Source organism: Pseudoxanthomonas mexicana, assembly GCF_046736355.1.
GTDB classification, from domain to species: Bacteria; Pseudomonadota; Gammaproteobacteria; order Xanthomonadales; family Xanthomonadaceae; genus Pseudoxanthomonas_A; species Pseudoxanthomonas_A mexicana_B.
The window spans coordinates 1,652,763-1,679,550 of sequence record NZ_CP157201.1; the positions used below are offsets into that span (position 1 = coordinate 1,652,763).

Sequence of the window (26,788 nt, forward strand, 5' to 3'; positions counted from 1 at the left end):
TAAGCCCTCCCCTTCAAGGGGAGGGTTGGGCGGGGATGGTATTGAAGGATTCTTGACGTCGTCGGAGAACACCATCCCCACCCCGGCCCTCCCCTTGAAGGGGAGGGGGAACGGCGAATCAGCGCGGCGCGACGTCCACGCGCATCACCGGATAGAGCCGGTAGCGCTCGTCCCAGGACGGATGGCGCTGGTGGAAGAAGCGCAGGCGCGCCTCGGCGCTGCCTGCGAACTCCTTGTCCTCGCGCAGCCGCCGCTCGAACTCCGCCTTGACCGCCGGGTCGGCCAGCATCTCGCGCGCGACCTGCTCGGCCACGTAGTCCTCCATGTACTCCTTCGACTCGAAGGCGTTGTTGAACCCGCCCCAGGCCAGCAGCGAATCCGGCGCGGCCGGCTCCAGCAGCGCCATCGCCAGCCGTGCGCGCGGCTGCGCGATCGGCACGAACAGCGAGCCCTCGGCGATGTCGCGCGTCTCGGCCCGCCACTGGCCGCGGGCGTCGATCCGCTGGCGTCCCTCGACCGAGCGCGCGGCGAAATCCGCCCCGTCGGCACGGAAGGCCTGCACCGCTGCGTCGGGCTGCGCGGCGATGCGGCGGAACTGCACGCCGTGCAGGCGCAGCTTCTCGCCGACCCAGGCCGCGTGCGCGGACGGCACCACGTAGCCGGCGCGCGGCGCGGCCACCTGCACGCTGGGGCGGAGGTCGTCGCGCAGCGGCACCTTCCAGATCTGCGGGACGTTCTCGTCGTAGCGCGTCATCAGCGCGCCCGACACCTCCGAGGGCGTGCGCGTATAGGCGTAGCCGCGGAAATCGATGGTGCGCGCCCGCGCGCTGGCCGCCCAGGCCTGCGGAACCTCCCGCCCGGCCAGTTCACCGGCGCGCGCATCAGCGGCCTGCGCGGCCTGCAGCCATTGCGCGCCGTGCTCGGCGGTGCGCCGCAGCACCGACACCAGCGTGTCGCGGGTCAGGCCGACGCGCACCGGATAGGTCTTCCACGAGTGCGTCTCCACCAGCATGGCGATGCGGTTGCGCAACTGGAAATAGCCGTGCGAGAAGCGCGGCGGCGGCACTCCGTCCTCGAAGCCGGAGGACGGGTCGTCGTACTTCACGAACGAGGGGTAGAACGGCAGCGGCAGCGCGCCGCCCTGCGCCAGGTCGGCGATGACGCCATCGCGCAGATCGCGTCCCACCGTGCGCAGGGCCTCGTCGCCGGCGTGGATCGGCTCGACCTGGATGGAGATATCGTGCTCGAACTGCGCGCCGTTGGTGGCGTGCAGATCGACGTAGACCAGCGGGTCCCACTCGCCGACCAGGCGCAGCATCGCCTGCATCTCCGGCGCGTCGGCCTTGACGTAGTCGCGGTTGAGGTTGAGGTTCTGCGCGGTGGTGCGCCAGCCCATCTCCTCCGGGCCGCGCTGGTTGGGGCGGTTCCAGGCGCCGAAGCGCTCGTGCCCGTCCACGTTGAACACCGGCACGAACACCCACACCAGCTTGTCCAGCGCGCCGGGCGCGGCCTTGCCTTCCAGCAGTTCGCGCAGCAGCAGGAAGCCGGCGTCCTTGCCGTCGATCTCGCCGGCGTGGATGCCGCCCTGCGCCAGCACCACCGGCAGGCCGCGCCGGCGCGCCTGGTCGGCGGTCAGCGCGCCGCTGGTGGAGGCGACCAGCATCCGCATCGGCTGGCCTTCCGGCGTGGTGCCGAAGCTCAGGCAGCGTACCGCCTTGGGGTAGGCCTTGACGAAGGCTTCGCACAGCGCGCCAACCTCGTCGTAGCGGCCGGTCCTGGTGAACCCCGAGCGTTCGGACACGGTGGACAGCCCCGGCCCGTCCGCGCGCGCGGGCGGCGAGGCCAGTGAACTGGCGGCGAGCAGGACGGCGACGGCGAGCGGGCGCGGGCAGGGCATGGACGGCGGTTCCATCGATGAACAGGGGCGTGATGATGCCTGCGAAAGCGCGTCCGTCACAGTGCGGATCGACCCTGCCGCCGCCGATACGGTAACCTTCGGGAAATTTGCACCGGAAGAACGGATGAGCACCACCGCCAACGCCACCCCCGGCCGCATGCCGCGGCAGATTCCCTACATCATCGGCAACGAGGCGTGCGAGCGGTTCAGTTTCTACGGGATGCGCAACATCCTGGTGGAGTTCCTGGTCGGCAGCATCATCCTGGCCTACCTGCCCGTCATCGACCGCGAAGGGCACGCCAAGGACATCTTCCACAGCTTCGTCATCGGCGTGTACTTCTTCCCGCTGCTGGGCGGCTGGCTGTCGGACCGCTTCTTCGGCAAGTACAACACCGTGCTGTGGTTCTCGCTGATCTACTGCGCCGGCCACGCCTGCCTGGCGCTGTTCGAGGAGAGCCGCACCGGCTTCTTCACCGGCCTGTTCCTGATCGCGCTGGGCTCGGGCGGCATCAAGCCGCTGGTGGTGTCGTTCTGCGGCGACCAGTTCGACCAGAGCAACAAGGACAAGGCCAAGATCGTCTTCGACGCGTTCTACTGGATCATCAACTTCGGCTCGTTCTTCGCCTCGCTGCTGGCCCCGTTCCTGCTGCACCGCTTCGGCCCGGCGGTGGCGTTCGGCATCCCCGGCGTGCTGATGTTCATCGCCACGGCGATCTTCTGGCTCGGCCGCAACAAGTACGTCCACGTACCGCCATCGGGCGCGGACCCGCACGCCTTCCTCAAGGTCGTGACCACGGCGCTGCGCACGCGCAGCCCGGGACAGTGGCGCTGGGGCCTTTACGTGGCGCTGCTGGGCCTGATCGGCGCGGTGGCGCTGCTGCTGCTGTGGGCGCTGTCGCTGCTGTCGCTGGCGCCGTCGTGGTGGCCGGACTTCGGCTTCGTCATCTCCGCCTGCCTTGCGCTGGGCCTGGTCATCGCGCTGGGCGGCATGGGCGTGGCCCTGCAGCTGGAGCGCGCGCGCGGCACCCACCCGGACGCGGCGGTGGACGGCGTGCGCGCGGTGCTGCGCATCCTCATCGTGTTCGCGCTGGTGACGCCGTTCTGGTCGCTGTTCGACCAGAAGGCCTCGACCTGGATCATCCAGGGCCGCGAGATGGTGATGCCGACCTTCTCATGGCTGCCGCAGGGGATCGGCGACGTGCTGCGGGGCTGGTTCGTGTCGCCGTCGCAGATGCAGGCGCTGAACCCGCTGCTGGTGATGCTGCTGATTCCGTTCAACAACATCGTGCTCTATCCGATGCTGCGGAAGATGGGCTTCAGGGTCACCGCGCTGCGCCGCATGGGCTGGGGCATCGCGTTCTCGGGCGTGGCCTGGATCGCCGCGGCGGTGCTGCAACTGTGGATCGACGGCGGCGACCCGGTCGCGCTGGCCTGGCAGTCGCTGCCGTATGCGCTGCTGACCTTCGGCGAGGTGCTGGTGTCGGCGACCGCGCTGGAGTTCGCCTACAGCCAGGCGCCGCACGCGATGAAGGGCGTGATCATGGCGTTCTGGTACCTGACCAGCACCTTCGGCAGCCTGTGGGTGCTGCTGACCAACTTCGGCGTGCGCAACGAGGCGGTGCTCGGCCGCATCGCCGAAACCGGGCTGAGCGAGAACGCGTTCCTGATGTTCTTCTTCGCCGGTTTCGCGTTCGTGGCGGCAGTGGCGTTCGCGCTGTACGCGTGGACCTACCCGATGCAGGACAACTACCGCGCGGCGGTCTGAGGTCGGGATGCCGGTTTCCATCACCCTGCTGCTGATCGCGGCCACCTGCGTGGTGTCGCTGATCGCGTTCAGGAACCCCAGGCTGATCGGCCGGCTGATCCTGTGGCCGCCGGCCATCGACCGCCACCGGCAATACGACCGGCTGCTGACCTACGGGTTCCTGCACGCCAACTTCTGGCACCTGCTGTTCAACATGGTCACGCTGTTCTTCTTCGGGCGCTACATCGAGCAGCTGATGACCCGGCTGACCGGCAGCGGCCTGACCTACCTCGGCTTCTACCTGGCCGCGCTGGTGGTGTCGGTGCTGCCGACCTACCTCAAGCACCAGAAGGATCCCAACTACACCTGCCTGGGCGCCTCGGGCGCGGTGTCGGCGGTGCTGTTCGCGTTCGTGCTGCTCAACCCGTGGGCGCGCATCCTGGTGTTCGTGATCCCGATGCCGGCGATCGTGTTCGCCGTGCTGTACGTGGGCTACAGCATCTGGATGGACCGCAGGGGCGGCGACAACGTCAACCACGGCGCGCACCTGGCCGGCGCGGCGTTCGGCATGCTGTTCATGGTGGCGATGGAGCCGGACATCCTCGGGCATTTCCTGCGCGAGCTGTCGCAGCCGCGCTGGGGCTGACGCCGCGCTATCACCTGGCGTGAAGGTTTGCCGTGATATCCCGGCGGTGTCTCACCACCCCGGAGGTATCGATGGCCACCGCACGCAAGTCCGGCGCCGCGAAGAAGGCGAAGACCGCGAAGAAGGCGGCGAAGAAGTCCGCCGGCAAGACGACGGCAAAGGCCGCCGCGAAGAAGAAGCCCGCCGCCGGCAAACCCGCGGCCAAGTCCGCCGCATCCCGTGCCGCCGGCGCCCGCAAGGCCACGGCGAAGAAGGCTGCGACGAAGAAGGCCGTGACAAAGAAGGCCACGGCGAAGAAATCGGTGAAGAAAGCGTCGGCGAAGAAAGCGCCGGCGAAGAAAGCAACGAAGAAGGCGGTTGCGAAGAAGGCGAGCGTGCGCAAGGCGGCGGTGCGCAAGAGCCCGGGCAATGCCGGCGGGACGGCAAGTAAAACCGCGCGCAAGGCTGCCAGTCGTTCCGCGCCCGCATCAGCCTCCCGGCGCGCATCGTCGCCCGCCGATGGCGTGCGCACGGCCCCCAGGCGGACGCGCCGCCGCGTGACTCCCGCGCAGGCGCTGGAGACCACGCGGCAGTTGCTGGAACAGAAGCAGCAGCACGACCGCGAAGTGCAGCCCTGGCAGCATTTGAACGAGACCGCGGTGCACGCACCGCATGACGATCAGGTCGCGGCGGTCCCGGATCTTTCCGCCAAGCTCACCGAACTGCACGCGGCCGAAAGCCGCATGCGTGCGACCCAGGGCAGCGCCAGCGCCAAGAACAGGTTCAACCAGGGCAAGCGCGACAATCGCTGAGAGCACCCATGCCGACGCGCGCGAGCATCGAGCCTGGCGGGCGAAGGGTGAACGTGGGCGGAACCAGGGAGGATTGCGTGGCAGGCCCGCAGCGGGGCCCGTGGCGGGGGAGGGCGTGGCCTTGCCCCGCAAGGCAGGCGGAGCCGCCGCCTTACTCCATCATGCTGTGCTTGATGTTGGCGCTGCCGATCGCGGCATGCGAGTAGGCCGACATCAGGCGCTCGTAGACGGCGTTGTTGAGGCGTTCGAATTCCCAGTCGCGGGTATTGCCGCTGATGGTCAGCTGGTACAGGCCTTCCAGCAGGGTGAAGTCGCTGTGCGCGAAGGCATCGTGCTGATCGGCAACCGGCACTGCGTCGTTGAGGCTCATGACGGAACTCCAGAGGCTAGGTCTGGGAGCAATCAAGCAGCAATCGTGCCAACATTCATGAACCATCATTTGCCTTGCGGGGTCGGTCGCAATTCTCGTGCGGCGCGGCGATGGGATGTGACGCATTGCGTCCAGTTCTGTCGCACTGACCCATTTGGGGTCGGTTTTATCCCGACAGGGCGAATCCCCGTCCCGCCCGTGCCCACCAGGAGGCCACATGTCCCTTCCCATCCAGCATGACGCCGAGGCCTGCCGCTTCGCCACCGAACTCGATGGCGTCGAGGCCGAACTGGCCTATACGCTCGAAGGCGCCGTCATGACCCTCGACCACACCCGGGTGCCGGAGGCCATCGGCGGGCGCGGCATCGCCGGCGAACTGGTCAGGACCGCGCTGGAACATGCCCGCGCGCAGGGCCGGAAGGTGGTCGCGGCCTGCCCCTATGCCGCCGCCTACGTGCAGCGGCATCCCGAGCATGCGGACCTGCTCGCGGACGCCTGAGCGGCGCTGGAGCCGGGCCGGGCGGCGTCCTACACTATCGGCCGGCGCATCGACATGAAGGAACGCATCGTGCATCCGCTGTCCCGTACTTTCTGCCTGGCGGCGTTGCTGGCCCTCGGCCTGGCCGCCTGCAAACGCGAGACCGCGCCGGCCGCCGATCCGGCGACCGCCCCCGCACCCGCCGACGGGGAAGCCGCGGCCGCGCCGACGGAGGACGCCGGCCCGGTCGAACTGCGCGACCTCATCGAGAGCAATGATCGCTACATCGTCGGCATCAGCTATCCGCCCGGCCTGGATCGCCACCCGGGCCTGGCGCGGGTGCTGGCGGACTATTCCGGCGCCGCGCGCGCGGAGCTGATCGCCGCGGTCGACGGCCTGGGCAACGACAAGCCCACCGCGCCCTACGAACTGTCGCTGGGCTACCAGGTCCTGGCCGACAACCCGCGCATGGTGGTGGTGGCCGCCGACGGCAGCAGCTACACCGGCGGCGCGCACGGCCAGCCGCTGGTGGCGCGCTTCGTCTGGCTGGTGCAGGAACAGAAGCTGCTGACCATCCACGACCTGCTGCCGACCGCGCAGGGATTGATTGCGGTCGGCGCCTACGCGCGCGAGCAACTGCACACCGCGCTGTCGCTGCGGGTGGAGGCCGACGAACTGCCGCCGGTCGAGCGCAGCGCGTTGATCAAGAGCGCCGGCCGGATGATCCAGGCCGGCACCCAGCCCGACGCCGACAACTTCGGCCAGTTCCAGCCGCTGCTGGATGCGGACGGCCGGATCACCGCGCTGCGCTTCGTGTTTCCGCCTTACCAGGTGGGGCCCTATTCGGACGGAACCCAGACGGTGGACGTGCCGGCCCCGGTGCTGCTGCCGCACGTGGCGCCCGAGTACGCGGGCCTGTTCGCCGGATAGGCCGCGCGGACATGCCGCACGCACGCTTCCAGCGCAGGGTCGCCGACCTGCTGGCCGCGGCGGACGTGCGGATCGACGGCCCGCGGCCCTGGGACATGCACGTGCACGACCCGCGCACGTACGCACGGCTGTTGGGGCAGGGCTCGCTGGGCCTGGGCGAGAGCTACATGGACGGCGCATGGGATGCGCCGTCGCTGGACGGCCTGCTGTTCCGCCTGCTCGCCGCGCGGCTGGACGAGCGCGTCCCCGGTGCCGGGCAGCTATGGGACGCGCTGCGCGCGCGCTGGCTCAACCCGCAGTCGCGCCGCCGCAGCGGCCAGGTCGGCCGCCGCCACTACGATCTCGGCAACGACCTCTACCGCGCGATGCTGGGCCGGCGGCTGGTCTACAGCTGCGGCTACTGGCGGCGCGCAACGACGCTGGACCAGGCGCAGGAGGACAAGCTGGACCTGGTCTGCCGCAAGCTGCGCCTGCAACCGGGCATGCGCGTGCTGGACATCGGCTGCGGCTGGGGCGAGGCGCTGAAGTACGCCGCCGAGCGCTACGGCATCAGCGCTGTCGGCATCACCATCTCGCGCGAGCAGGCCGCATACGCGCGCGAGCTGTGCGCCGGGCTGCCGGTGGAGATACGCCAGCAGGACTACCGCGATCTGGACGAGCCGTTCGACGCGGCCTTCTCGCTGGGCATGTTCGAGCACGTCGGCGTGCGCAACTACGCGACCTACTTCGGGGTGGTGCGCCGCTGCCTGCCGCCGCACGGGCTGTTCCTGCTGCATACCATCGGCACCAACCGCTCGGTCAACCGCACCGACCCGTGGATTGCGCGCTACATCTTCCCCAACTCCATGCTGCCTTCGGCCGCGCAGATCGCGCGCGCCTTCGACGGCAGCTTCGTGCTGGAGGACTGGCACGGCTTCGGCACCGATTACGACCGCACGCTGCAGGCCTGGCGCGACAACATCGAGGCCGCCTGGCCCGCGCTGGATCCCGTTCGCTACGACGAACGCTTCCGCCGGATGTGGCGCTTCTACCTGGCCGCGTCGATGGCGACCTTCCGCAGCCGTCGCTCGCAGCTGTGGCAGCTGGTGCTGTCGCCGCAGGGCGTGCCGGAAGGCTACGAGGCGCCGCGCTGAACGACGGCGCTTGCTTGATTTCCGCACAAGGCGGCGTGCCGAGCTTGCCCCCATCCGCCCTCCGGGCACCTTCCCCCGCTTGCGGAGGAAGGGAATGGTCCTGTAACGCGGAGCTCGCTCCGCTGCTCCCGACTCCGGAACCTGCGCAGCCGGGCAAGCCCGGCTCACGGCGCTGCGCATCCCAGCCAACCGCCTGCTTGCCCGCACGCCATGAAGCGCGAAGCCCACCGCCTGCGCGCGCTGTCGGGGATCGCCCGACAACGCCCGGTGCAGAATGTGAAAGGCTCCGCACTATCCCTTCTCCACGTTCAAGAATGCCGTGGCTGCGCCGACAACCTTGGTAGATTTTGAGTGGGCGAGCGGCGCGCGCGGCGCGTCGCCGCATGTCTGGAATTCCTTTGCGGGGGAACTGCTTTGCGTATCCTTTACGTTGGCGATGCGGCCTGTCTGCCTGAAGATCTGGCCGACTATATCGGCGACATGGGCGATGAGTGGAAGGTCGAGACGGTCAGCGATGGCAACTCGGCGATGTTCGCGGTCTCCAATACGACGGTGGACGTGATCATCGTCGGTCCCTCGCTGCCGGACCTGGCCCCGCCGGTGCTGCTCGGGCAGATCCGCACGCTGCGCCCGGAAACCATCCGCATCGCGCTGCTGCAGGCCACCGAAATGGGCAGCACGCCGTCGATTCGCCTGATCGGCGTGGCGCACCGGCTGCTGCCGCTGCCGCTGGCGTCGGAAACGGTGCTGGAAGCCATCCACAGCCTGGAGGAACTGCGCGACCTGCTCGACAGCCCGCGCCTGCGCCGGGCCATCGGTCGCGTCGAGCACCTGCCGTCGCCGCCGCACCTGTATTTCGCGCTGACCCGCGCGCTGGAGGAAGACGAGGGCAACAGCGGCGACATCGCGCAGCTGGTATCGGGCGACCCCGCCATCGCCGCCAAGGTGCTGCAACTGTGCAACTCGGCGTTCTTCTCCAACGGCCGCGCCATCACCGACCTGCGCGGCGCGGTCACCCGGCTGGGACTGGCGACGCTGCGCGACCTGGTGCTGGCCAGCGAAGTATTTTCGATGAAGACCGGTTCCAACGTCGATCGCGCGGCGCTGCAGCAGCGCGCGCTGCTGGCCTCGCGATTGGCCGCGCGGATCCTGCCGCGCACCAGCGCCGAACTGGGCGCGACCGCCGCGCTGCTGGCCGACGTCGGCCTGCTGCTGCCGGGCGTGCGCGACGAACGCCAACCGCTCGATCCCGACGGCGAACCGGACGAGCGCCCCGGCCACACCGAGGCCGGCGCCTACCTGATGGGCCTGTGGGGCCTGCCGATGCCGATCGTCGAGGCGGTGGCCTTCCACCGCCAGCCGCAGCGCTCCAGCCTGCGCACCTTCTGGGTGCCCGGCGCGGTACACGTGGCCACCGCGCTGGCCGGCAACGAACCGGTGGACGAGGACTACCTCAAGTCGCTGGGCGTGCTGAACCAGTTGCCGGCCTGGCGCGAGATGGCCGGACTCATGTCCGAGCGCATCGCCGAGGATGCGGCCTGAGTCCTTGGAACTGTTTCCCCATGATGCCGGGGCGTGCCTCGTAAGGCCTGCCCTTCGATGCTGGCATGGGATGGATGACGCGACTGTAATGACCCAGCGGTTCCTGCACAGGTCAGGCTGCTAAGGCATAAGCCTCGGCGGGTGTCTTCATGCCCAGCGCCTGGTGGGGGCGCCGGTGGTTGTAGAACTGGATCCAATCGCCGATCACGCGCATGGCGTGTTGCTGGGTTTCGAAGCGGTGGCGATGCGCGCACTGCTCCTTCAACGTTCGGATGAGGCGCTCGACCATCCCGTTCTGCTGCGGGCAGTGCGGGGTGATGAACTCCTGCTGCAGGCCGTAGCCGCGCACCAGCCGCGTGTAGTTGCGACTGGTAAAGACCAGGCCATTGTCCGAGCGCAGCAGGAATGGCGCCTGCACCCGGCCCAAGGTCCCGAACCGGGCGATCAACGCCTGCTCCAGCGCCGCGGCCGCGGTGCTGGCCTTGCCGCTGCGCGAGAGTTGCCAGCCCAGCAGCTGCCGGGTGTAGCAGTCGATCACCAGGGCCAGGGTGAGCCAGCCATCCCGACCACCCCAGATCCGACACAGGTCGGTCGCCCAACGTTCGTCCGGGGCCTGCGCCACCGACGGCAGCGCCTGGATCCGTGGACGAGCACCCACGGCCCGTTTGCGAACCTGCCAGCCCATCAGTTGGAAGATCCGCTGCACCGTGTTCTTGTTCATGTCCAGGAGGCCCGCCACCGTCCGGTAGCCGAACGATGGCTCTTCCTCGATCAGCGCCTTGATCGGCTCGGCCAACTCCGGCCGCACCGTCGGCGGTGCCTTGGTCGGTCGGTAGTACACCGTCCTGCGCGCCACGCCGAACCACCGGCACAGCTTCACCATCGAGACCTCGAAGCCGTCCTCCCGCAGTCCCTGCTGGATTGAGACCATCAGGTCTCGTCCTTGCCCAACAGGGACGCCAATTTTTTTCGAGCGCGCAGCTCCAGCATCGCCTCGCCGTAAGCTTCCTGCAGGTCCTTGAGCTGCCGCTCGTACTGCTCCCGAACGTCCTCGGGCTTCGCCCGCAGGGCGTTCTCCATCCCGCGCTTGCCTTCCTCGACCCAACCCTCGACTTCTGATGGGGTCAGGTCGAACTGCCGGCTGGCCTCGGCCACCGTCGTCTTGCCCTGGATGATTTCCAGCACCAGCGCCGACTTCCGCCGGGCCGTCCATCGCTTGATCTCTTCGTCCATCACTTGGCTCATCGTGCTCTCCGTCAAAAGGTAGCACCTGAGCAGGAAATCACTGGGTCATTACACGACCATGCGGGATGGGCAATGGCCGCATGGCTCGAAGAGCTATTCCGAGGGTTGCGCTTGGGGTGTTGATTCACCATCGTCCGGATCGCCAATGACTCGGAGCGTTGGCGGGTCCGGTTGGCCTGCGAAGTAATGTTCCAGGGCAGAGGCGAACAACGGTTCTGCCGGCGCAGCTGCGGCGAACAGGGTAAGACAAGACCTGAACTTCATCGCGTCCAACTCGCCGAGAATCGTGGCAGCCGGCACGGACCCGTTGGCCAACATGGTCCGCACGGCCTCGCGCAGCCGGTTGCCCAGTACAGGATGCGTCAAGTAGGCCGCGGCTTCAGCGATGCCGGACAGGCCGAAATGCTGTGATGTGGAACTGCGGCCCAAGCCCCGCAACTGAGGGAATACGTACCAAATCCAGTGCGAGCGCTTGCGGCCGGCACGCAACTCGGCAAGGACAATGCCGTATGAATCGCGTTGGGCTTCAACGAAGCGAGAAAGATCGAACGGATCAGATTGCTTGGATATGCAGTCCCGGGCCTAACGCCTAAGCCGCGCCGCGCCGCGAAGCGGCGTCGGCTTGAATTGTTAGCGGGCGGGTCCGATTCCATGACCGCCAACCGGGACAGTCTCGTGGTGTTCATCAAAGGATGCAATAAGCGGTTTGCCGCGGGTGATTGCATCTTGGACGGATGGCAGCGACAGTGACGCCTTATGGCTTGCTTGGCTGTCCCAAACCTCGGTGATCCAGATTGCGTCCGGATCGGCGGGGTCTTGAGCGACAACATAGCTCAGGCAGCCGGGCATGCTTGAAACGTCCTCGATAAGGATGGCGACCAAGGCATCACGTTGCCCAGGCGTGGCCCGCATTTTGCCGATGAGTCCATACATACTGTTTTCTCCAGTGGTTGAAGACATGCACGGCGCCGTGAGCACCATGCAGCCCATGACGGCTGTAACGACAAAGGTTCGTCTGCTGAGATGCACGTGAGCCACCTAACGCCTTATGTCTTGTCTTTCCCCTAGCTTAGGCGCCGAAACAGGCGAAACAGGGGTCGAAACAGGGGTCAGAGTACGTTTTTTTCCTGATGGGGGTTGTGCGCCTGCTTTCTTATAGCCAATCGCTGAGAAGGAAAAGATACTCTGACCCCTGTTTCCGGACCCCTGTTTCCGGACCCCTGTTTCCGGACCCCTGTTTCCAAGGTATCACGTTGCCCAGGCGTGGCCCGCATTTTGCCGATGAGTCCATACATACTGTTTTCTCCAGTGGTTGAAGACATGCACGGCGCTGTGAGCACCATGCAGCCCATGACGGCTGTAACGACAAAGGTTCGTCTGTTGAGATGCACGTGAGCCACCTAACGCTGAGTTAAGCCGACCCGCGAAGCGTGTTCGGCTTGGATGAATCATTAGGCGTCAAGGCCGGCGCTCTTGCCACGCCGACCTAAGAACACCCGGAGAACGAGCAACACAGCGAAAGCTATGGCAGCCCCCTGCACCAACGGTGACGGAGTGACGCCAGGCAGCGGTCGAAAGGTAAGCATAATGGCCAAGCCGGCGAGACATGCCAAAGCCAGAAGAAGCAGCCACTTTGCGGCACGAACCGAGAATGGAACAGCGAGAACTGGGGCTGCGACAAGCAGGAGCGCTGTGCCGCTGAGCGCCAACCCTGTCTGTCCCTGACTGACATTATCGGACGCAGCAATTGCTAACAGCAGTACACCTAGCGCCGCGACGCAGCCGCCGACAAGGATGGCCATGAGATTTATGAGTCGCTGATAACGCATCCCTGGCACCTAACACCTATTTAGATCCCGTTCCCGGGTGGTAGCGCCGTATGCTTGACGCCGCTGTCCGCTTTGTCAATCGGGAAATGCCAGGTCAAATCAACGGCTTGCCTGATGGCAACGAGGAGCGCCGCGAGGACAGGCTGCCGGTGTTATCCGTGATTTTCGGGGCGGTATGGATTATCGGGGGATAACCGGGGCGGCAAGCGCGCGGAAGGGGTGAGGCCGCGGAAGATGCCGCCGGGGAAGGATCGTGGCCGAGCCTGTTATTGCGCGCGCTGCGGGCGCATGCCGCCTCAGCGCATCAGGTTGAACAGCGACAGCGACTGCATCTGCATGAACACGCTCTGCGCGGCCTGCAGTGCGGTGTTCTCCATGTTGTAGCGGCTGATGGCCTCGGCCCAGTCGAGGTCGCGCAGGGTGGAGAGGCTGCCTTTCAGGGTCACCGTGTTGGCCTCGCGCAGGCCGGCGGCGCTGTCGATGGCGGCCATCTGCGCGCCGCCGCTGGCGCGGACGTCGATCATGCGGTTCTGCGCGGTGGCGATGTCGCGCATGGCGCCCTGCAGGGCGTTCTGCATCCTGGCCTTGTCGACGTCGCTGACCGGGTCGCTTTCCAGCGCGTCGATCAGGTCTTGCATGGTGGAGAAGATGTCGCGGGTGGGGGACGGGCCGACGTCGAAGCGGTCGCCGATGGCCGGCTGGCCTTCGATCCTCACCTGCATGCCGCCGTGGGCGATGCTGTCGCCCGCCTGGTAGGCGCCGCTGGCGACCGGGTTGTTGCCGGCGTCGTAGATGACGTAGCTGTCGGCGGTGTCGAATTCGATGCGGTAGCTGGCGCCGTTCCACGCGGCGGTGTCGGTGACGCCGAAGTTCATCAGCAGGCCGGTGCCGGTGTTGTTGGGATCGGCGCGGCCGTCCATGCGGCCATCGCCGGTGCGCAGGCGGATGAACACCTCGCTGCCGGGCAGGGTGTCCATTACGAAGGTGTCCGGCGCCACCTCGACCTCGCGCTGGGTCTGGTTGCCGGCGTAGATGACGCTGCCGGCGGACACGGCGAACGGCGGGCTGCCATCCTCGGTGCCGCCGAACAGGTAGCGGCCGGTGCCGTCGCTGGTGTTGGCCAGGTCCAGCAGGCCCTGGTAGATCGATTTCAGTTCGGTGCTGATGGCGCGGCGGCTGTCGTTGCCGAGGGCGGCGTTGTTGGCCTGCACGGTCAGTTCGTGCACGCGCGCCATCGCGCTGCCGGCCGAGGTCAGCGCGTTTTCCTGCAGGCCGAGCCGGTTGAGCACCGCGTTGCCGTTCAGGGCGAAGCGCTCCAGTTCGGCCAGCGCGCGATCGAACTGCACGGCGCTGCCGGCGCCGACCGGGTCGTCCTTGGCGCTGATCAGCTTCTGGCCGGTGGCGAGCTGCTGCTGCGTGTGGGCCAGCCTGGACTGCTTGGCCATCATCATGCCGACCGACTGCTGGTACATCATGCCGCTGGAGATACGGTAGTTCATCGGCGCACCGCACTGAGCAGGGACTGGAACATGTTGTCGGCCGTGGAGATGATCTGCGCGGCGGCCTGGTAGGCCTGCTGCAGGCGCATCAGGTCGGCCGCTTCCTCGTCGAGGTTGACGCCAGCGACGCTGTCGCGCGCGAGCTGGGCCTGGTCGTGGATGATCTGCTGCGCATCGGCCGAGTATTCGGCCTGCCGCGCGGCCGAGCCGACCAGGGTTGTCAGGCCGCTGATGGCGCCGTTGAGGGTCAGCGTGCCGTTGTTGAGCGCGCGCGCGTCGTCCAGGTTGGCCAGCACGGTGGCGTTGCCGTTGTCGCTGGAACCGGCCGCGGTGCGCGCGATGTCGAAGGTGTCGCCGGCCGCCGGCGCGCCGTCCAGGCGCACGCTCCAGCCGTTGTGGGCGATGGCCTGGCCCGGCGTGTAGGGGAACGGGCCGGCGCCGCCGACGGTGTACTGGGTGGCGTCGATGAAGGCGATCTCGACCGGATCCAGCAGGTTGGCGTGGCCGGGGTTGACCACCTTCAGATCGCTGAGCTTGCCGCTGCCGAGGTTGCCGACGTCGGCGCTGGCCTTGACCGGCCTGGCGGCGGCCAGGCGGCCCGGATCGGTGATCGCCAGCGAGATGCCGCCGGCCGCGCCGGCGGTGGGCTGCAGCAGGAAGCGGTCGTTGGTGTCCGGCGTGCCGGAGCCGATCACCAGCTCGATGCCGTTGACCACCAGCGGATCGCCGACGACGCCGCTGCCGGTGACGGTGATCGCCGCACCGGTGTCGGGATGGGTGGCGGACCAGTTGCTGCCGTCGAAGCGCAGCAGCACGTTCTGCCCGTTGAGCTTGGACAGATCGCCCAGCACCGCTTGCAGCGTCGCGTCGCCGTTGTTGCCGGCATGGGCGTTGACGCGCGGTTGCGGCAGGCTGAAGAAGTCGCCGCCCATCTGGCCGTACAGGTCCATGCCGGCGGCATGGCCTTCGTTGAAGGTCTGCGCCAGCGAGACCGCGATGCGGCCGAGTTCGGCCATCGCCGGGTCGAGCACGGTGTTGCGGAACTCCATCAGCCCGCCGATCCTGCCGCCGAAGCCGTTGCCGCCCAGGGTGATGCGCTGGCCGTTGGTTTCCAGCGCGATCTGCAACCGCTCGGGGCGGTAGGGATCGGCGGTGGTCACCAGCGTGCTGGCGCTCGCGCCGACCACCAATGGCTGGCCGCCGGCGGTGAACACGTTGATGTGGCCGCCGCCCTGGCTGGCGGTGCTGCCGCCGGTATGGCCGACGAGCTGGCTGATCAACTGGTCGCGCCGGTCCAGCAGGTCGCCGGAGGCGTGGGTGACGTTGCTGCCGATGCGGCCGTTGAGCTGGGCGATTTCCCGGGCCAGGCGGTTGACCTCGTCCACGCTGGCGACCAGGCCGGTGTTGACCTCGTCGTTGAGCCGGTCCATCTGGCCGTTCATCTGGTTGAAGCGGGTGACCAGCGCCTTGCCCTGCGCCAGCACGTTCTCGCGCTCGGCCGCCGAGGCGGCGTTGGACGACAACGCGCTGACCGAATCGAAGAAGCTCGACCACGACTGGCTGATGCCGGTGGCCTTTTCCGAGAACAGGCTGTCGACGCGGTTGGACAGGCTGGACAGCTGCTGCAGTCGGCTCAGCTCGCCGCCGCTGTCGAGCAGGCGCGCGGTGGCCAGCGAATCGGCCATGCGGCGGATGTCGACGATCTGCACGCCGCTGCCCTGGCTGCCGTAGCCGCGGAAACTGCCTTCGCGCGCGGCCAGTTCCACGCGCTGGCGCGAGTAGCCCTCGGTGGCGACATTGGCGACGTTGTGGCTGACCGTCGACAGCGCGCGCTGGAAAGCGATGAGGGCGGAACTGCCGGTGGCGAGGAGGTTGGACATGGAGGAACTCCTGGATCAGCGACGCTGCACGTGGCCGAGGGCCGATTGCACGGCGCCGCCGACCGCGCCGATCACCTTGCCCAGGGTGGGGCCGTGGGCGATGGCGGAAATCTTGGCGGCGTAGGACGGGTCGGTGGCGTAGCCGGCCTTCTGCAGGCCGCGCGCGAAGCCGGCGATGTCCTTGCCGGCGGCCAGCGCCTGCTGGTAGCGCGGGTTGTTCTTCAGCAGCCGCACGTAGTCGGCGAAGCTCTCGGCGGGCGAGGCGTAGGCGCGGAACTCGGCGCTCTCGTTGCGGCGCACGCCGTTGACGTATTCGTGGGTGCCGGTGCGGGCGCGCTCGCCCTTCCAGCCGGTGGCCTTGATGCCGAACAGGTTGTGCGCGCTGCCGCCGTCGTTGCGCTGGATGACCTTGCGGCCCCAGCCGGTTTCCAGCGCGGCCTGGGCGACCAGCGCGCGCGGGTCGACGCCGAGTTCCTTCGCCGCGTCCTGCGCGTGCGACCAGATTTCCGAGACGAAGCGCTCGGGCGTGTTCCTGGCGTAGTTCTCCGGCCTGGCCGCGGCGACCTGCTCGACCTGCTCGCAGGCCTCGGAGGCCGCGCCGGCGGTCAGCGCCCTGAGCATCGGCGACAGCGACAGGGCATCGGCCTCGTCGCTCGCGCCCGGCGCGGCGCCGCGGCCGGCGATGGCGTCGAGCATCTGCGCCGCGCCGGTGGCGGCCGGGGCCATGCGGCGGTATTCCTCCAGCCCGAAGCGCGCCGGCACCGGCGTGGCCGCCGTATCGCCGCCGCCGAGCTGGCGCGCGATCATCGGCGCCAGTCCCAGCCCCTTGCCCTCGGTCATCGCCTTGGCCAGCTGCTGGTCGTACATGTCGCGGAACATCTGGTTCTCGCCGGGGAACAGCGAGTCGCCGAAGCTGGCGTCGCGCATGCACTTGATCAGCATCTGCGCGAACTGGCCCTCGAACCTGCGCGCGACCTCGTCGATGCGCGCCGCGCTCGGCTTGTCGCCGGCGTTGAGCGGCAGGGCGGGTTGCAGCAGGTTGATCGAGGGCGCGGCCATGTCAGATCACCTCCAGCTCCGCGCGCAGCGCGCCGGCCTGCTTGAGCGCTTCCAGGATGGCGATCAGATCGCCCGGCGCGGCGCCGACCTCGTTGACCGCGCGCACGATCTCGTCCAGCGAGGTGCCGCCGGCGAACTTGAACATGCGGTTGCCCTCGGCGCTGATCGACACCTGCGACTGCGGCGTCACCACGGTCTGGCCGCCGCGCGAGAACTCGTAGGGCTGGCTGACGTTGGCCGACTCGGTGATGGTCACGGTCAGCGAGCCATGCGTGATCGCCGCCGGCATCACCTGCACCTGCGAGCCGATCACCACGGTGCCGGTGCGCGCGTTGACGATGACCTTGGCCGGCGCGCTGCCCGGGGTCAGCTCCAGGTTCTCGACCTGGGCCATGAAGTTGATGCGGCGCGACGGATCGGCCGGCGCGCGCACCTGCACGGTGACCGCGTCGATCGCCTGCGCGGTGCCGGCGCCGAAGGTCTGCTCCAGCGCGGCGACCATCCGCGAGACGGTGGTGAAGTCGCCCTTGTGCAGGTTCAGCGTGACCACGTCGCTGCTGCCGAAGCCGCCGGGCACCGCGCGCTCGACGATCGCGCCGTTGGGGATGCGGCCGACGCTGGGCACGTTGACCGACACGCGCGAGCCGTCCTTGCCCTGCGCGCCGAAGCCGCCGACCACCAGGTTGCCCTGCGCGATGGCGTAGATCTCGCCGTCGGCGCCGCGCAGCGGGGCCATCAGCAGGCTGCCGCCGCGCAGCGAGGTGGCATTGCCGATGGAAGAGACGGTGATGTCGATCGGCTGGCCGGGCTTGGCGAAGGCGGGCAGGTCGGCATGGATGGCGACCGCGGCGACGTTCTTCAGCTGCGGGTTGACGTTGGGCGGTACGTTGACGCCCAGCTCGCCGAGCAGGCTCTTCAGGCTCTGCACGGTGAAGGGCGCCTGGCTGGTGCGGTCGCCGCTGCCGTCCAGGCCCACCACCAGGCCGTAGCCGACCAGCGGATTGCTGCGCACGCCGCCGACCTGGGCCAGGTCCTTGATGCGCTCGGCCTGCGCGCTGAGCGCCAGCGATAGGCCCAGCAGGACCAGCAGCGGACGCAGGTGACGGATGCCGCGGAAAAGGTTCATGGCCGCCTCAATGGGGGAAGATCGGCGAATTGAAGAACCGTCCCAGCCAGCCCATCGAGTTGGACTGCGCGATGGCGCCGCGGCCGCCGTAGGCGATGCGCGCGTCGGCCACCTTGCTGGAGGCGATGCTGTTGTCCGGGTTGATGTCGGCCTGGCGCACGATGCCCTGGATCTGCACCAGCTCGTCGCCCTGGTTCAGGCGCATGTTCTTCTGCCCCTGCACGACCAGGTTGCCGTTGGGCAGGCGCTGGATCACGGTGACGGTCAGGCTGCCGGCCAGGCGGTTGCTCTGCGCGCTGTTGCCCGAGCCGCTGAAGCCGCGCTCGCCGTTGACCGAGGCGCTGAGGATGTCGCGGCCCTTGTAGGTCACCGCGGCGCCGGCGATGTTGGGCGCGGCCATCGAGATGTCGCTTTCCTTGTCGATGGCGGTGGTGGCCGAAGTCTGCGCGGTGGTGTTCTCGACCAGGTTGATGGTCAGCAGATCGCCGACGTCGCGCGCGCGGCGGTCGCCGTAGAGGTTCAGGCCGGGGCCGGCGCGGTAGATGGCGCCGTCGCTGGCCGGCGCCTGCACGGCCATCACCGGCTGGAGGGGCTGCATCGGCGCGTAGGGGCGCACGTCGCCGTAATAGCGCGCGCAGCCGGGCAGCAGGACCAGCGACAGGGCCAGCGCGGTGGCGAGGGAGGAGCGTTTCATCGCATGGGCCTCAGACGTTGTTGTTGAGGTAGCCGAGCATGGCGTCGGTGGTGGAGATGGCCTTGGCGTTCATCTCGTAGGCGCGCTGGGTCTCGATCATGCTGACCAGCTCCTCGACCACGTTGACGTTGGAGCCTTCCAGCGAGCCCTGCACCAGGCTGCCGAGGCCGTTGAGGCCGGGCGTGCCGTTCTGCGCGGGGCCGGAGGCGGTGGTCTCGACGTAGAGGTTCTCGCCCTTGGCCTGCAGGCCGGACGGATTGACGAAGTCGGTCAGGGTCAGCGAGCCGATCTCCAGCGCCTGCGCCTCGCCGGCCATCGTCACGCTGATGGTGCCGTCGTTGCCGATGGTCATCGACTGCGCGCCCTCCGGCACCTGGATGCCGGGCTGCACCGGATAGCCGGAGTTGGTGGCCAGCTCGCCCTGGGCGTTGATCTGGAAGCTGCCGTCGCGGGTGTAGGCGGGCGTGCCGTCGGGCAGCAGCACCTCGAAGAAGCCGCGGCCGTTGACCATCACGTCCAGCGAGCGCCCGGTCTGCTGCGGGTTGCCCTGCTGGAAGTCCTTGGAGGTGGCGACCACGCGCACGCCGGTGCCCAGTTGCAGGCCGGACGGCAGCTGCGTCTGCTGCGAGGTCGAGCCGCCGGGCTGGCGCACCTGCTGGTATAGCAGGTCCTCGAAGCTGGCGCGATCGCGCTTGAAGCCGGTGGTGTTGGTGTTGGCCAGGTTGTTGGAGACCACCGACATGCGCGTCTGCTGCGCATCCAGTCCGGTCTTGGCGACCCAGAGGGCCTGGTTCATGGCGGGGCTCCTTGAGGTTGAGGATTGGGGATGACCGGACATTCGTCCGTTGAAAGCGGGGATTCGGAAAAGCGGACCTGCGGATAGGTCAAGGCAAGTCCTGTGCCGAAACCGGGGACGGAAGTCCGGCGCGCAGGAAGGGCGTGGTGTCGCAGCGTCCGGTACGGCAGGCCCCAGACGTCAGAAAGCCGGCGCAAGCCGGCTTTGGAGGTATGTCGTCATCCCGCTTGCGCTGGTATGACGAGCGGAGGCGATAGGCTTTCCCTAATCCCTAATCCCTAATCCCTAATCCCTAGCCCCTAGCCCCAGCCCCTCATCCCCCCAGCCTCAGCAACTGGTTCGACGACTGCGCCATCTCGTCGCCGGTGCGGATCACCTTGACCTGCATCTCGAACTGGCGCTGCAACTGGATCATCTGCACCAGCGCGCCGGCGGCATCGACGTTGCTGCCTTCCAGCACGCCGCTGGTCAGGCTGTTGCCGGTGGCCTGCGGCAGTTCGGCCTGCGGGTCGGTCTGGCGCATCAGGCCGTCGCCGCCGCGGGCGATCTGCTCGCGGGTGGCGGTGACGATGCGCATGCGCCCGACCATCGACATCGTCTGCGGGCCTTCACCCTGCGGCACGATGGAGACGGTGCCGTCGCCGCCGATGTCGATGGACTGCGCCGGCGGCACCACCATCGGGTTGCCGATCTCGTCCAGCACCGGGTGGCCGCCGGCGGTGACCAGCATGCCGTTGGCGGTGATCGCCAGCTCGCCGTTGCGGGTGTAGGCGGTGCTTCCGTCGCCGGCCTGCACGGCCAGCCACTGGTCCTGCTGCAGCGCCACGTCGAGCGTGCGGCCGGTGACCATCTGCGAACCCGGCCGCGCGTCGTAGCCGGGCTGCACCGGCATGGCGTCGTAGCGTGACGGAAAGCCGGCGCCGGGAATCTTGAACGCCTCGGTGTGCGCCAGGGCGGCCTTGAAGCCCTTGGTGTCCACGTTGGCCAGGTTGTGCGCCACGTTGCCCTGCGCCTGCAGCGAGGCGCGGGCGCCGGTCATGGCGACGTAGAGGGCTTTGTCCATGGTTAGAGGCGAGGAGTGAGTGGAGAGGAGTGAGGAGCGAGAAGCGAGGAGTGAGCGGAGAGGAGTGAGGAGTGAGAAGAGCGGGAGGAGCAGAAGCAGAAGCAGAAGCGGAAGGAGCGGGAGCGAGAGGAGTTGGGGGAGTCGGGGAGGCGAGAATGCGCTTCCCTCACTCCTCACTCCTCTCCGCTCACTTCTAGCCTCAACGAATATTGATGACGGTCTGCGTAATCTGATCCTGCGTCGACAGCATCTGCGAATTGGCCTGGAAGTTGCGCTGGGCCACGATCATGTTGACCAGCTGCTCGGTCAGGTCCACGGTCGAGGCTTCCAGCGCGCCGGAGGCGATCTGGCCGAAGTCCGAGGTGCCCGGCGCGCCGGTGCGCGGCTCGCCCGAGATGTAGCTGTGGGTCCAGGTGTTGTTGCCCTGCGACACCAGGCCCTGCGGGTTGGTGAACACGGTCAGCGCGACCTGGCCGATGGGACGATCGACGCCGTTGGAATAGCGCGCGTACACCACGCCCTGCGGCGAGACGGTGAACTCGTTGAGCTTGCCGCTGGCGTAGCCGTCCTGGCGCTGGTCCTTCTTGGCGAAGGCCTCGCCGTACTGGTTGGTGCCGCTGATGTCCAGCGTCATGTTCAGCACGCCGGCGCCGGTGGTGGGGGTGAACGGATCCAGCGTGATCCGCCCGTTGGGCGGGGAGGTCAGGACGCCGTTGTCGTCGAACTGCACGGCGGTCGGCGTGCCCATCGAGGTGCCGTCGACGTAGACGTGCATCTCCCATTCGTTCGGATTGGCGGTCTTGACGTAGAACACCGTCTGCTGGTGGGCCACGCCGAGCGAGTCGTACACGGTGACCGAGGTGGTCTCGTTGTAGCTGTTGCCATCGGTGGGCGAGAACGGGCTGATGGTCGGCGCGGCGGCGTTGCCGGGCAGGGTGACGCCCAGGTGCACGCCGGTGGTCGGGCTGGGCGGGCTGTCGCTGGTCAGCAACTGCAGATCGACCGTGCGGCCGGTGTCGAAGCCGAGGCCGTCGCCGCGCGGCGGGAACACCTGCAGGCGGAAGCCGTCCGGCGTGGTGACGTAGCCGTTGGGGTCGCGCTGGAAGTTGCCGGCGCGGGTGTAGACGTTGGTGCCGTTGTTGCTGACGGTGAAGAAGCCCTCGCGGTCCACCGCCATGTCCAGGTAGCGCCCGGTCTGGTTGATGTCGCCCTGCGAGAACTGCTGGGCCACGTTGGTCAGCCGCACGCCGGCGCCGATGCTGTTGCGCAGCAGGCCGTAGCCGGTGGTCGAGAACACCTCGGCGAACTCGGCGCGCGATTCCTTGAAGCCGGTGGTGTTGACGTTGGCGATGTTGTGCGAGGTGACGTTGAGGTCGGCGTTGGCCGCCTTCATGCCGGAGAGCGAACTGTTGAAAGCCATGATGAACTCCTTGCGGATGCCGGGCCGTGTGGTCCGTGGATGTCAGGGTCAGGAAGCCGACTTGCCGATGCGCAGCACGTAGTCGAGCGGGGCGGTGCCCAGGCCGGGCAGGTTGAGGTAGAGGCCGTCCGAGCCGATGGTCACGCTGTCGACGGTGGCGTCGACGTAGGTGTTGAGCGCGGTGTTGGTGCCGTTGGCGGCGACGTGGGTGGCCTTGATCGAATAGGTGCCGGTCGGCATCTGGTCGCCCCTGGCGTTGCGGCCGTCCCACGAGAACGGCACCTCGCCCTTGCCGTCGGCTTCGAGCACCAGCTTCTGCACGACCACGCCGCTGGCGTCGCTGATCTCCAGGTTGACCACGCCGGCCTCCGGCGCCATCACCGTGCCGGTGGCCGCGCCCTGCTCGGTGAGGGCGAGTTTCTGCGAGGGCAGCAGCACCGAATGGCCGACCAGCGAGGCGCCCTTGAGCACCTGGTCGCCGGTCAGGGCACTGGTGAAGCCGGTGACGGTGGTGTTCAAGTCCGATATCCCCTGTACGGTGGAAAACTGCGCCAACTGGCCGATGAACTCGCTGTTGGACAGCGGCTTGAGCGGATCCTGGTGCTTGAGCTGCTCGGTCATCAGGCGCATGAAGTCGGCCTGCCCGAGCGCCTCGGGCTTCCTGGCGGTGGCGCCGGCGGCGGTGGTGGCGGCGAACGGATCGTTGCCGATGGTGGTCATTGCGGTTCCCCTGTATGCATGTGCGTTCGCCCTCAGCGGCCCATCGACAGCGTGGCCAGCGCCAGTTCCTTGGCGGTGTTGAGCACTTCCACGCCGGCCTGGTAGCCGCGCGAGGCGGAGATCAGGTTGACCATCTGCGCCACCGGATCGATGTCGGGCGCGTAGACGTAGCCGTCGGCGTCGGCCAGCGGGTGGCCGGGCTCGTAGCGCTTGACCGGCGGCGCCTGGCTCTGGGTGATCTCCTTGACCTGCACGCCGGTCAGCGAGCCGTCGGCGGCGATCGGGTTGGCCTTGAAGATGGGTTCGATGGGCTTGTAGACCGCGTCGGGCGAGGAGGCGACCGAGTCGGCGTTGGAAAGGTTGCTGGCGATGGTGTTCAGCCGCACCGACTGCGCCTGCAGCGCGGAACCGGCGACGTCGAAGATGGGCAGGTTGCTCATGGCTGCGCCCCTTACTGGCCGGTGATCGCGGTGAGCATGCCGCGCACCTTGGATTCGATGAAGCTGAGCGAGGCGCGGTATTCCAGCGCCGCGCGGCCGTAGGCGGCGCGCTCGACGTCGGCGTCGACGGTGTTGCCGTCCAGGCTGGGCTGCACGCCGGGGCGCTCGTGGATCTGCACCGGCAGGCCGAGTCCGTCGATGTGGCGGGCGTCGGTGACGTTGAGCGACGGGGAGCGGCTGGCCTGGGCGGCGACCGCCTGCAGCGCGGCGTCGAAGCTGATGTCCTTGGCCTTGTAGCCCGGGGTGTCGGCATTGCTCAGGTTGCTGGCAATGACCTTCATGCGCTGCTCGCGCAACGGCAGCGCCGCGGCATGGACGCCCAGGTAGTCGGATATCGGGTTGGACATGGCACGCTCCGGCGGATCGTTGCCTTGGGGTAGGCAAGTCCTGTGCCAGAGCGGGGGACGAGGGGCGAGGGGCTAGGGGCTAGGGGCTAGGGGCTAGAGGCTAGGGACTAGAGGCTAGAGCCGGGATCTTCGGATCCTGCCGTTGCTTTTGTTTCATCCCTAGTCTCTAGCCCCTAGCCCCTCGCCCCTAGCCCCTAGCCCCTGCTCCACCCGTCAGGCCGCTGCGGCGGCGACCACCTGGTTCAGGCGGGCCAGGACGTAGGAGGCCAGCTCGTGCGGGCTGTACTTGGCGACGAAGGCGTTGGCGCCCACCCGCTCGACCATCGCATTGTTGAACACGCCCGACAGCGAGGTGTGCAGCAGCACGTACAGGTCGTTCAGGCCGGGGTGGCGACGGATTTCCGTCGTCAGCGTGTAGCCGTCCATCGCCGGCATCTCGATGTCGGAGATGACCATCGCATAGCGCTCGGACGGCCGCTCGCCGGCGGCGTGCAGCTGCAAGAGGTGGTCCAGCGCCTGCTTGCCGTCGGACAGCAGGGTGGCGCCGACGCCGAGCTGGTCGAGCACGCTGCGGATCTGCGAGCGCGCCACCCGCGAGTCGTCCACCACCAGCACCTGCAGTTCCTGCGCCCAGGTCGGCAGGGTCATGGTCTCGGCCAGCGGGGCGTCCATCCGCGCCTGGGTGATGTCGGCCAGGATGCTTTCCACGTCCAGCACCTGGATCAGTTCGCCCTGGAAGCGGGTGACCGCGGTCAGGTAGCTGGCCTCGGCGCCCAGTTCCGGCGGTGGGTGGATGTCCTCGACGGCGATGTTGACGATGCGCTCCACGCCGCTGACCAGGAAGCCCTGCACCGAGCGGTTGAACTCGGTGATGACCAGGTAGTTGGGCGAGTTCTCGGGATTGGGGTCGCGCTCCGGGTGGCCGATGGCCAGGCCCAGGTCCAGCACCGGGATCGAGCGCCCGCGCACGTCGGCGGCGCCGGCGAACTCGCCGGGCAGGCCGGGCAGCTGGAACAGCGGCGGCCGGCGCAGGACTTCCTGCACCTTGAACACGTTGACGCCAAAAAGCTGACGGCCGCCCAGCCGGAACAGCAGCAACGCCAGCCGGTTGTGGCCGGCCAGGCGGGTACGCTGGTCGATGCGGTTGAGCAGGTCCTGGGTCATGGACAGCATATCGGCGGGGGGCGGGGGCACTTGAGGGCAGGGGCGAGAGGCGAGGGGCGAGAGGCTAGGGGCTAGGGGCTAGGGGCTAGGAAAAAGCGTATCGCCTTTGCTCGTCATCCCAGCTTGCGTTGGTATTACGGTTCAAGCGGCAAGCTGTTCTCTAACCTCTAGCCTCTAGCCTCTAGCCCCTAGCCCCTCGCCTCTAGCCCCTAGCCTCTAGCCCCTAGCCCCTAGCCCCTAGCCCCTAGCCCCTAGCCCTGGCACAAGCCTTGCAAACTTTCCGCCGATGAACCGCTGGAGACTGCCCATGCGCCGTATCGCCCTTGCCCTGGCCGGGCTGCTCGCCGCCGCCCAGGCGCAGGCCGCCGACTACCAGCCGGTGGAATCGATCAAGGCCGCGGCGCTGGCGGCGCTGGCGCCCGGCAGCGAGGCCGAGGCCACGCTGGATCCGGCGCTGCGCCTGCCGCGCTGCCAGGGTGAGCTGGCGGCGCGCGTCAATGGTTCCAACTCGGTCGAGGTGTCCTGCCCGCAGGCGGCCGGCTGGCGGCTGTTCGTGCCGGTGCGGGTGCGCCGCAGCCAGACCGTGCTGGTGCTCGGCCGCGGCGTCGCCGCCGGCGAGCCGATCACCGCCGACGCCTTCGTCACCGAGACCCGCGACGCCGGCCGCATCGTCGGCGCCGCGCTGGCCGACCCCGCGCAGGCGATCGGGCGCATCGCCCGCCGCACGCTCGGCGCCGGCAGCGTGCTGGCCAGCGGCGACCTGGTGGCCCCGCGGCTGGTCCGGCGCGGCGACAACGTCGCGCTGGTGTCGCGGCGCGGCGGGGTGGAGGTGCGCATGGCCGGCAAGGCGCTGGGCGATGCCGGCGAGAACGAGCGGGTGATGGTCGAGAACCTGTCCTCGCGGCGGGTCATCCAAGGCACCGTGGCGGCCGGCGGCGAGGTCCTGGTGAGCCGGTGAAAAATTTTTCGCCGCCTGGGCTAAAGTTCCTCCCGGCCGTGCCGTTACCGGATGCGGATGAAGGGTCGGTCCGGTGACGGGGGCCATGAATTGTCGATTCCGTCACTAAAGTTCCCATAGATATTGCCGATAACCTTTTCGAGTCCGCACAGGTAGACCCTCATGAGCCAGAAAATCGAAGGTACGCCCCCCCCGGCCGTGCGTACCACCGGCCCCGTCGGGGGACGCGTGGCGCCTGCCGGCGCGGAGCGTTCCAGCCCGATCGCGGCGACCCCGGCCGCCGACAGCCTGCGCCTGACCGGCGAAGCCAGCAGCCTGCAGGCCCTGCAGCGTGAACTGTCCGCGGCCCCGGCCATCGACAGCGCCCGCGTGGCGGCCGTGCGCGAGGCGCTGCAGGCCGGCACCTACCAGGTCAATGCCGAGGCCATCGCCGACGGCATGCTGAAGCTGGAACGCCAGCTGGGCGCATGAATCCGGCGCTGAGCCAGTCGCTGGAGCGTCTGGAAGCGGCGCTCAATGAAGAGCGCCGCGCCATCCTGGAGCACGACGTGCAGGCGCTGATCCAGTCCACGCGCGACAAGCTGGAGTCGCTGCGCGCGCTGGAGACCCGCGTCCACGACGCCGACAGCCAGCTGCTGGAGCCGCGGCTGGTCGAGCTTTCGCAACTCAACCTCGCCAACGGTGCGCTGCTGGCGCGCCGCCGCCGTGAGGTCAACTGGGCGCTGCGCCACCTGGGCCGCAGCGAGAGCGCGCCGGCCTACGACGCCAGCGGCCGCGCCGAGAACCTGCAGCCCAGCCGCCCGCTCGCGGTGGTCTGAGCGGGGCCGTGCACCACGGCTTGCCGGCGCAGGCCCGCATCCCGAATACTGGCGAGGTGAACAAGCCACCGTTTCCGCCTCCCGCCGCTCCGCCCGTTCCGACCGCCGAGCGAATCGCCGACGAACCCCTGTTTGCCGA

General features: G+C 68.3%; 28 protein-coding genes. 10 read left to right on the forward strand and 18 right to left on the reverse strand.

The genetic code is table 11. The features are described 5' to 3' along the window. Nucleotides 1–118 precede the first annotated feature (118 nt). Nucleotides 119–1,897, reverse strand: a complete 1,779-nt coding sequence (locus AAG688_RS07650) for a M14 family metallopeptidase (RefSeq protein WP_411834740.1) — start codon at nt 1,895–1,897, stop codon at nt 119–121. 124 nt (nt 1,898–2,021) lie between these two features. Between AAG688_RS07650 and AAG688_RS07655 the strand changes: the two genes are divergently transcribed. The 3 genes from AAG688_RS07655 (at nt 2,022) to AAG688_RS07665 (ending at nt 5,078) form a co-directional block, all read left to right on the forward strand. Beyond that, nucleotides 2,022–3,662, forward strand: a complete 1,641-nt coding sequence (locus tag AAG688_RS07655; protein WP_411834741.1) for an oligopeptide:H+ symporter — start codon at nt 2,022–2,024, stop codon at nt 3,660–3,662. A gap of 7 nt (nt 3,663–3,669) precedes the next feature. Further along, nucleotides 3,670–4,287, forward strand: a complete 618-nt coding sequence (locus tag AAG688_RS07660) for a rhomboid family intramembrane serine protease (protein ID WP_411834742.1) — start codon at nt 3,670–3,672, stop codon at nt 4,285–4,287. Nucleotides 4,288–4,358: 71 nt separating this feature from the next. Next, nucleotides 4,359–5,078 (forward strand): hypothetical protein, encoded by a 720-nt coding sequence (locus AAG688_RS07665; protein WP_411834743.1) that lies wholly within the window; start codon nt 4,359–4,361, stop codon nt 5,076–5,078. A gap of 151 nt (nt 5,079–5,229) precedes the next feature. Here the strand turns inward: AAG688_RS07665 and AAG688_RS07670 are convergent, their stop codons facing one another. Beyond that, complete coding sequence (locus AAG688_RS07670) at nt 5,230–5,448, reverse strand: hypothetical protein (RefSeq protein WP_411834744.1); 219 nt, start codon at nt 5,446–5,448, stop codon at nt 5,230–5,232. A gap of 217 nt (nt 5,449–5,665) precedes the next feature. Between AAG688_RS07670 and AAG688_RS07675 the strand changes: the two genes are divergently transcribed. The 4 genes from AAG688_RS07675 (at nt 5,666) to AAG688_RS07690 (ending at nt 9,531) form a co-directional block, all read left to right on the forward strand. Further along, nucleotides 5,666–5,947, forward strand: coding sequence for a GNAT family N-acetyltransferase (locus tag AAG688_RS07675; protein WP_411834745.1), 282 nt, complete (start codon nt 5,666–5,668; stop codon nt 5,945–5,947). A 54-nt stretch (nt 5,948–6,001) separates the two neighbouring features. Beyond that, nucleotides 6,002–6,856 (forward strand): hypothetical protein, encoded by an 855-nt coding sequence (locus AAG688_RS07680; RefSeq protein ID WP_411834746.1) that lies wholly within the window; start codon nt 6,002–6,004, stop codon nt 6,854–6,856. 11 nt (nt 6,857–6,867) lie between these two features. Continuing rightward, nucleotides 6,868–7,989, forward strand: coding sequence for a cyclopropane fatty acyl phospholipid synthase (gene cfa / locus AAG688_RS07685; protein WP_411834747.1), 1,122 nt, complete (start codon nt 6,868–6,870; stop codon nt 7,987–7,989). A gap of 414 nt (nt 7,990–8,403) precedes the next feature. Further along, nucleotides 8,404–9,531 carry an HDOD domain-containing protein gene (locus AAG688_RS07690; protein WP_411834748.1) on the forward strand — a complete coding sequence of 376 codons (1,128 nt, stop codon included), beginning with the start codon at nt 8,404–8,406 and terminating at the stop codon, nt 9,529–9,531. Nucleotides 9,532–9,643: 112 nt separating this feature from the next. On the opposite strand, the gene AAG688_RS07695 is transcribed toward AAG688_RS07690, so the two are convergent. The 16 genes from AAG688_RS07695 to AAG688_RS07770 all read right to left on the reverse strand — a co-directional run bounded on the left by AAG688_RS07695 (nt 9,644) and on the right by AAG688_RS07770 (nt 24,873). Beyond that, nucleotides 9,644–10,462, reverse strand: coding sequence for an IS3 family transposase (locus AAG688_RS07695; RefSeq protein WP_411833735.1), 819 nt, complete (start codon nt 10,460–10,462; stop codon nt 9,644–9,646). After that, nucleotides 10,462–10,776 (reverse strand): DUF1153 domain-containing protein, encoded by a 315-nt coding sequence (locus AAG688_RS07700; RefSeq protein WP_411833340.1) that lies wholly within the window; start codon nt 10,774–10,776, stop codon nt 10,462–10,464. Before AAG688_RS07700 ends, AAG688_RS07695 begins: the two co-directional genes overlap by 1 nt. A 93-nt stretch (nt 10,777–10,869) precedes the next feature. Continuing rightward, entirely contained in the window at nt 10,870–11,265 is a 396-nt protein-coding gene (locus AAG688_RS07705; protein WP_411834749.1) for a DUF1810 domain-containing protein, read from the reverse strand. Nucleotides 11,266–11,406: 141 nt separating this feature from the next. Continuing rightward, nucleotides 11,407–11,709 (reverse strand): putative quinol monooxygenase, encoded by a 303-nt coding sequence (locus AAG688_RS07710; protein WP_411834750.1) that lies wholly within the window; start codon nt 11,707–11,709, stop codon nt 11,407–11,409. A gap of 1,192 nt (nt 11,710–12,901) precedes the next feature. Then, nucleotides 12,902–14,104, reverse strand: a complete 1,203-nt coding sequence (flgL, locus tag AAG688_RS07715) for a flagellar hook-associated protein FlgL (RefSeq protein WP_411834751.1) — start codon at nt 14,102–14,104, stop codon at nt 12,902–12,904. Continuing rightward, on the reverse strand, nt 14,101–15,984 hold the full coding sequence (gene flgK, locus AAG688_RS07720; RefSeq protein ID WP_411834752.1) for a flagellar hook-associated protein FlgK: 1,884 nt from the start codon (nt 15,982–15,984) through the stop codon (nt 14,101–14,103). The genes flgL and flgK overlap by 4 nt, the downstream gene beginning before the upstream one ends. A gap of 15 nt (nt 15,985–15,999) precedes the next feature. Next, nucleotides 16,000–17,043, reverse strand: a complete 1,044-nt coding sequence (flgJ, locus tag AAG688_RS07725) for a flagellar assembly peptidoglycan hydrolase FlgJ (RefSeq protein WP_411834753.1) — start codon at nt 17,041–17,043, stop codon at nt 16,000–16,002. A gap of 1 nt (nt 17,044) precedes the next feature. After that, nucleotides 17,045–18,169: a flagellar basal body P-ring protein FlgI gene (locus tag AAG688_RS07730; RefSeq protein ID WP_411834754.1), complete on the reverse strand. Its 1,125-nt coding sequence runs from the start codon at nt 18,167–18,169 to the stop codon at nt 17,045–17,047. A 7-nt stretch (nt 18,170–18,176) separates the two neighbouring features. Continuing rightward, nucleotides 18,177–18,863 carry a flagellar basal body L-ring protein FlgH gene (gene flgH, locus AAG688_RS07735; RefSeq protein WP_411834755.1) on the reverse strand — a complete coding sequence of 229 codons (687 nt, stop codon included), beginning with the start codon at nt 18,861–18,863 and terminating at the stop codon, nt 18,177–18,179. Between the two features lie 10 nt (nt 18,864–18,873). After that, nucleotides 18,874–19,659, reverse strand: coding sequence for a flagellar basal-body rod protein FlgG (gene flgG, locus AAG688_RS07740; RefSeq protein ID WP_411834756.1), 786 nt, complete (start codon nt 19,657–19,659; stop codon nt 18,874–18,876). A gap of 313 nt (nt 19,660–19,972) precedes the next feature. Further along, entirely contained in the window at nt 19,973–20,722 is a 750-nt protein-coding gene (locus AAG688_RS07745) for a flagellar basal body rod protein FlgF (RefSeq protein WP_411834758.1), read from the reverse strand. 199 nt (nt 20,723–20,921) lie between these two features. Further along, a complete protein-coding gene (gene flgE / locus AAG688_RS07750; protein WP_411834759.1) occupies nt 20,922–22,142 on the reverse strand; it encodes a flagellar hook protein FlgE in 1,221 nt (406 codons plus the stop codon). 48 nt (nt 22,143–22,190) lie between these two features. Beyond that, nucleotides 22,191–22,862 carry a flagellar hook capping FlgD N-terminal domain-containing protein gene (locus AAG688_RS07755; RefSeq protein WP_411834760.1) on the reverse strand — a complete coding sequence of 224 codons (672 nt, stop codon included), beginning with the start codon at nt 22,860–22,862 and terminating at the stop codon, nt 22,191–22,193. Between the two features lie 32 nt (nt 22,863–22,894). Then, a complete protein-coding gene (gene flgC, locus AAG688_RS07760) occupies nt 22,895–23,302 on the reverse strand; it encodes a flagellar basal body rod protein FlgC (RefSeq protein WP_411834761.1) in 408 nt (135 codons plus the stop codon). 11 nt (nt 23,303–23,313) lie between these two features. Next, the gene (gene flgB, locus AAG688_RS07765; protein ID WP_411834762.1) at nt 23,314–23,709 is read right to left on the reverse strand and encodes a flagellar basal body rod protein FlgB; all 396 of its coding nucleotides are present in this window, start codon (nt 23,707–23,709) and stop codon (nt 23,314–23,316) included. A 213-nt stretch (nt 23,710–23,922) separates the two neighbouring features. Then, a complete protein-coding gene (locus tag AAG688_RS07770) occupies nt 23,923–24,873 on the reverse strand; it encodes a chemotaxis protein (RefSeq protein ID WP_411834763.1) in 951 nt (316 codons plus the stop codon). Between the two features lie 307 nt (nt 24,874–25,180). On the opposite strand from AAG688_RS07770, the gene flgA reads away from it, so the two are divergent. From flgA to AAG688_RS07785, 3 genes are all read left to right on the forward strand, one after another. Beyond that, nucleotides 25,181–25,831, forward strand: coding sequence for a flagellar basal body P-ring formation chaperone FlgA (gene flgA / locus AAG688_RS07775; RefSeq protein ID WP_411834764.1), 651 nt, complete (start codon nt 25,181–25,183; stop codon nt 25,829–25,831). Nucleotides 25,832–25,993: 162 nt separating this feature from the next. Then, nucleotides 25,994–26,302 carry a flagellar biosynthesis anti-sigma factor FlgM gene (gene flgM, locus AAG688_RS07780; protein ID WP_411834766.1) on the forward strand — a complete coding sequence of 103 codons (309 nt, stop codon included), beginning with the start codon at nt 25,994–25,996 and terminating at the stop codon, nt 26,300–26,302. After that, nucleotides 26,299–26,649, forward strand: coding sequence for a flagellar protein FlgN (locus tag AAG688_RS07785; RefSeq protein WP_411834767.1), 351 nt, complete (start codon nt 26,299–26,301; stop codon nt 26,647–26,649). Before flgM ends, AAG688_RS07785 begins: the two co-directional genes overlap by 4 nt. Nucleotides 26,650–26,788: the final 139 nt, after the last annotated feature.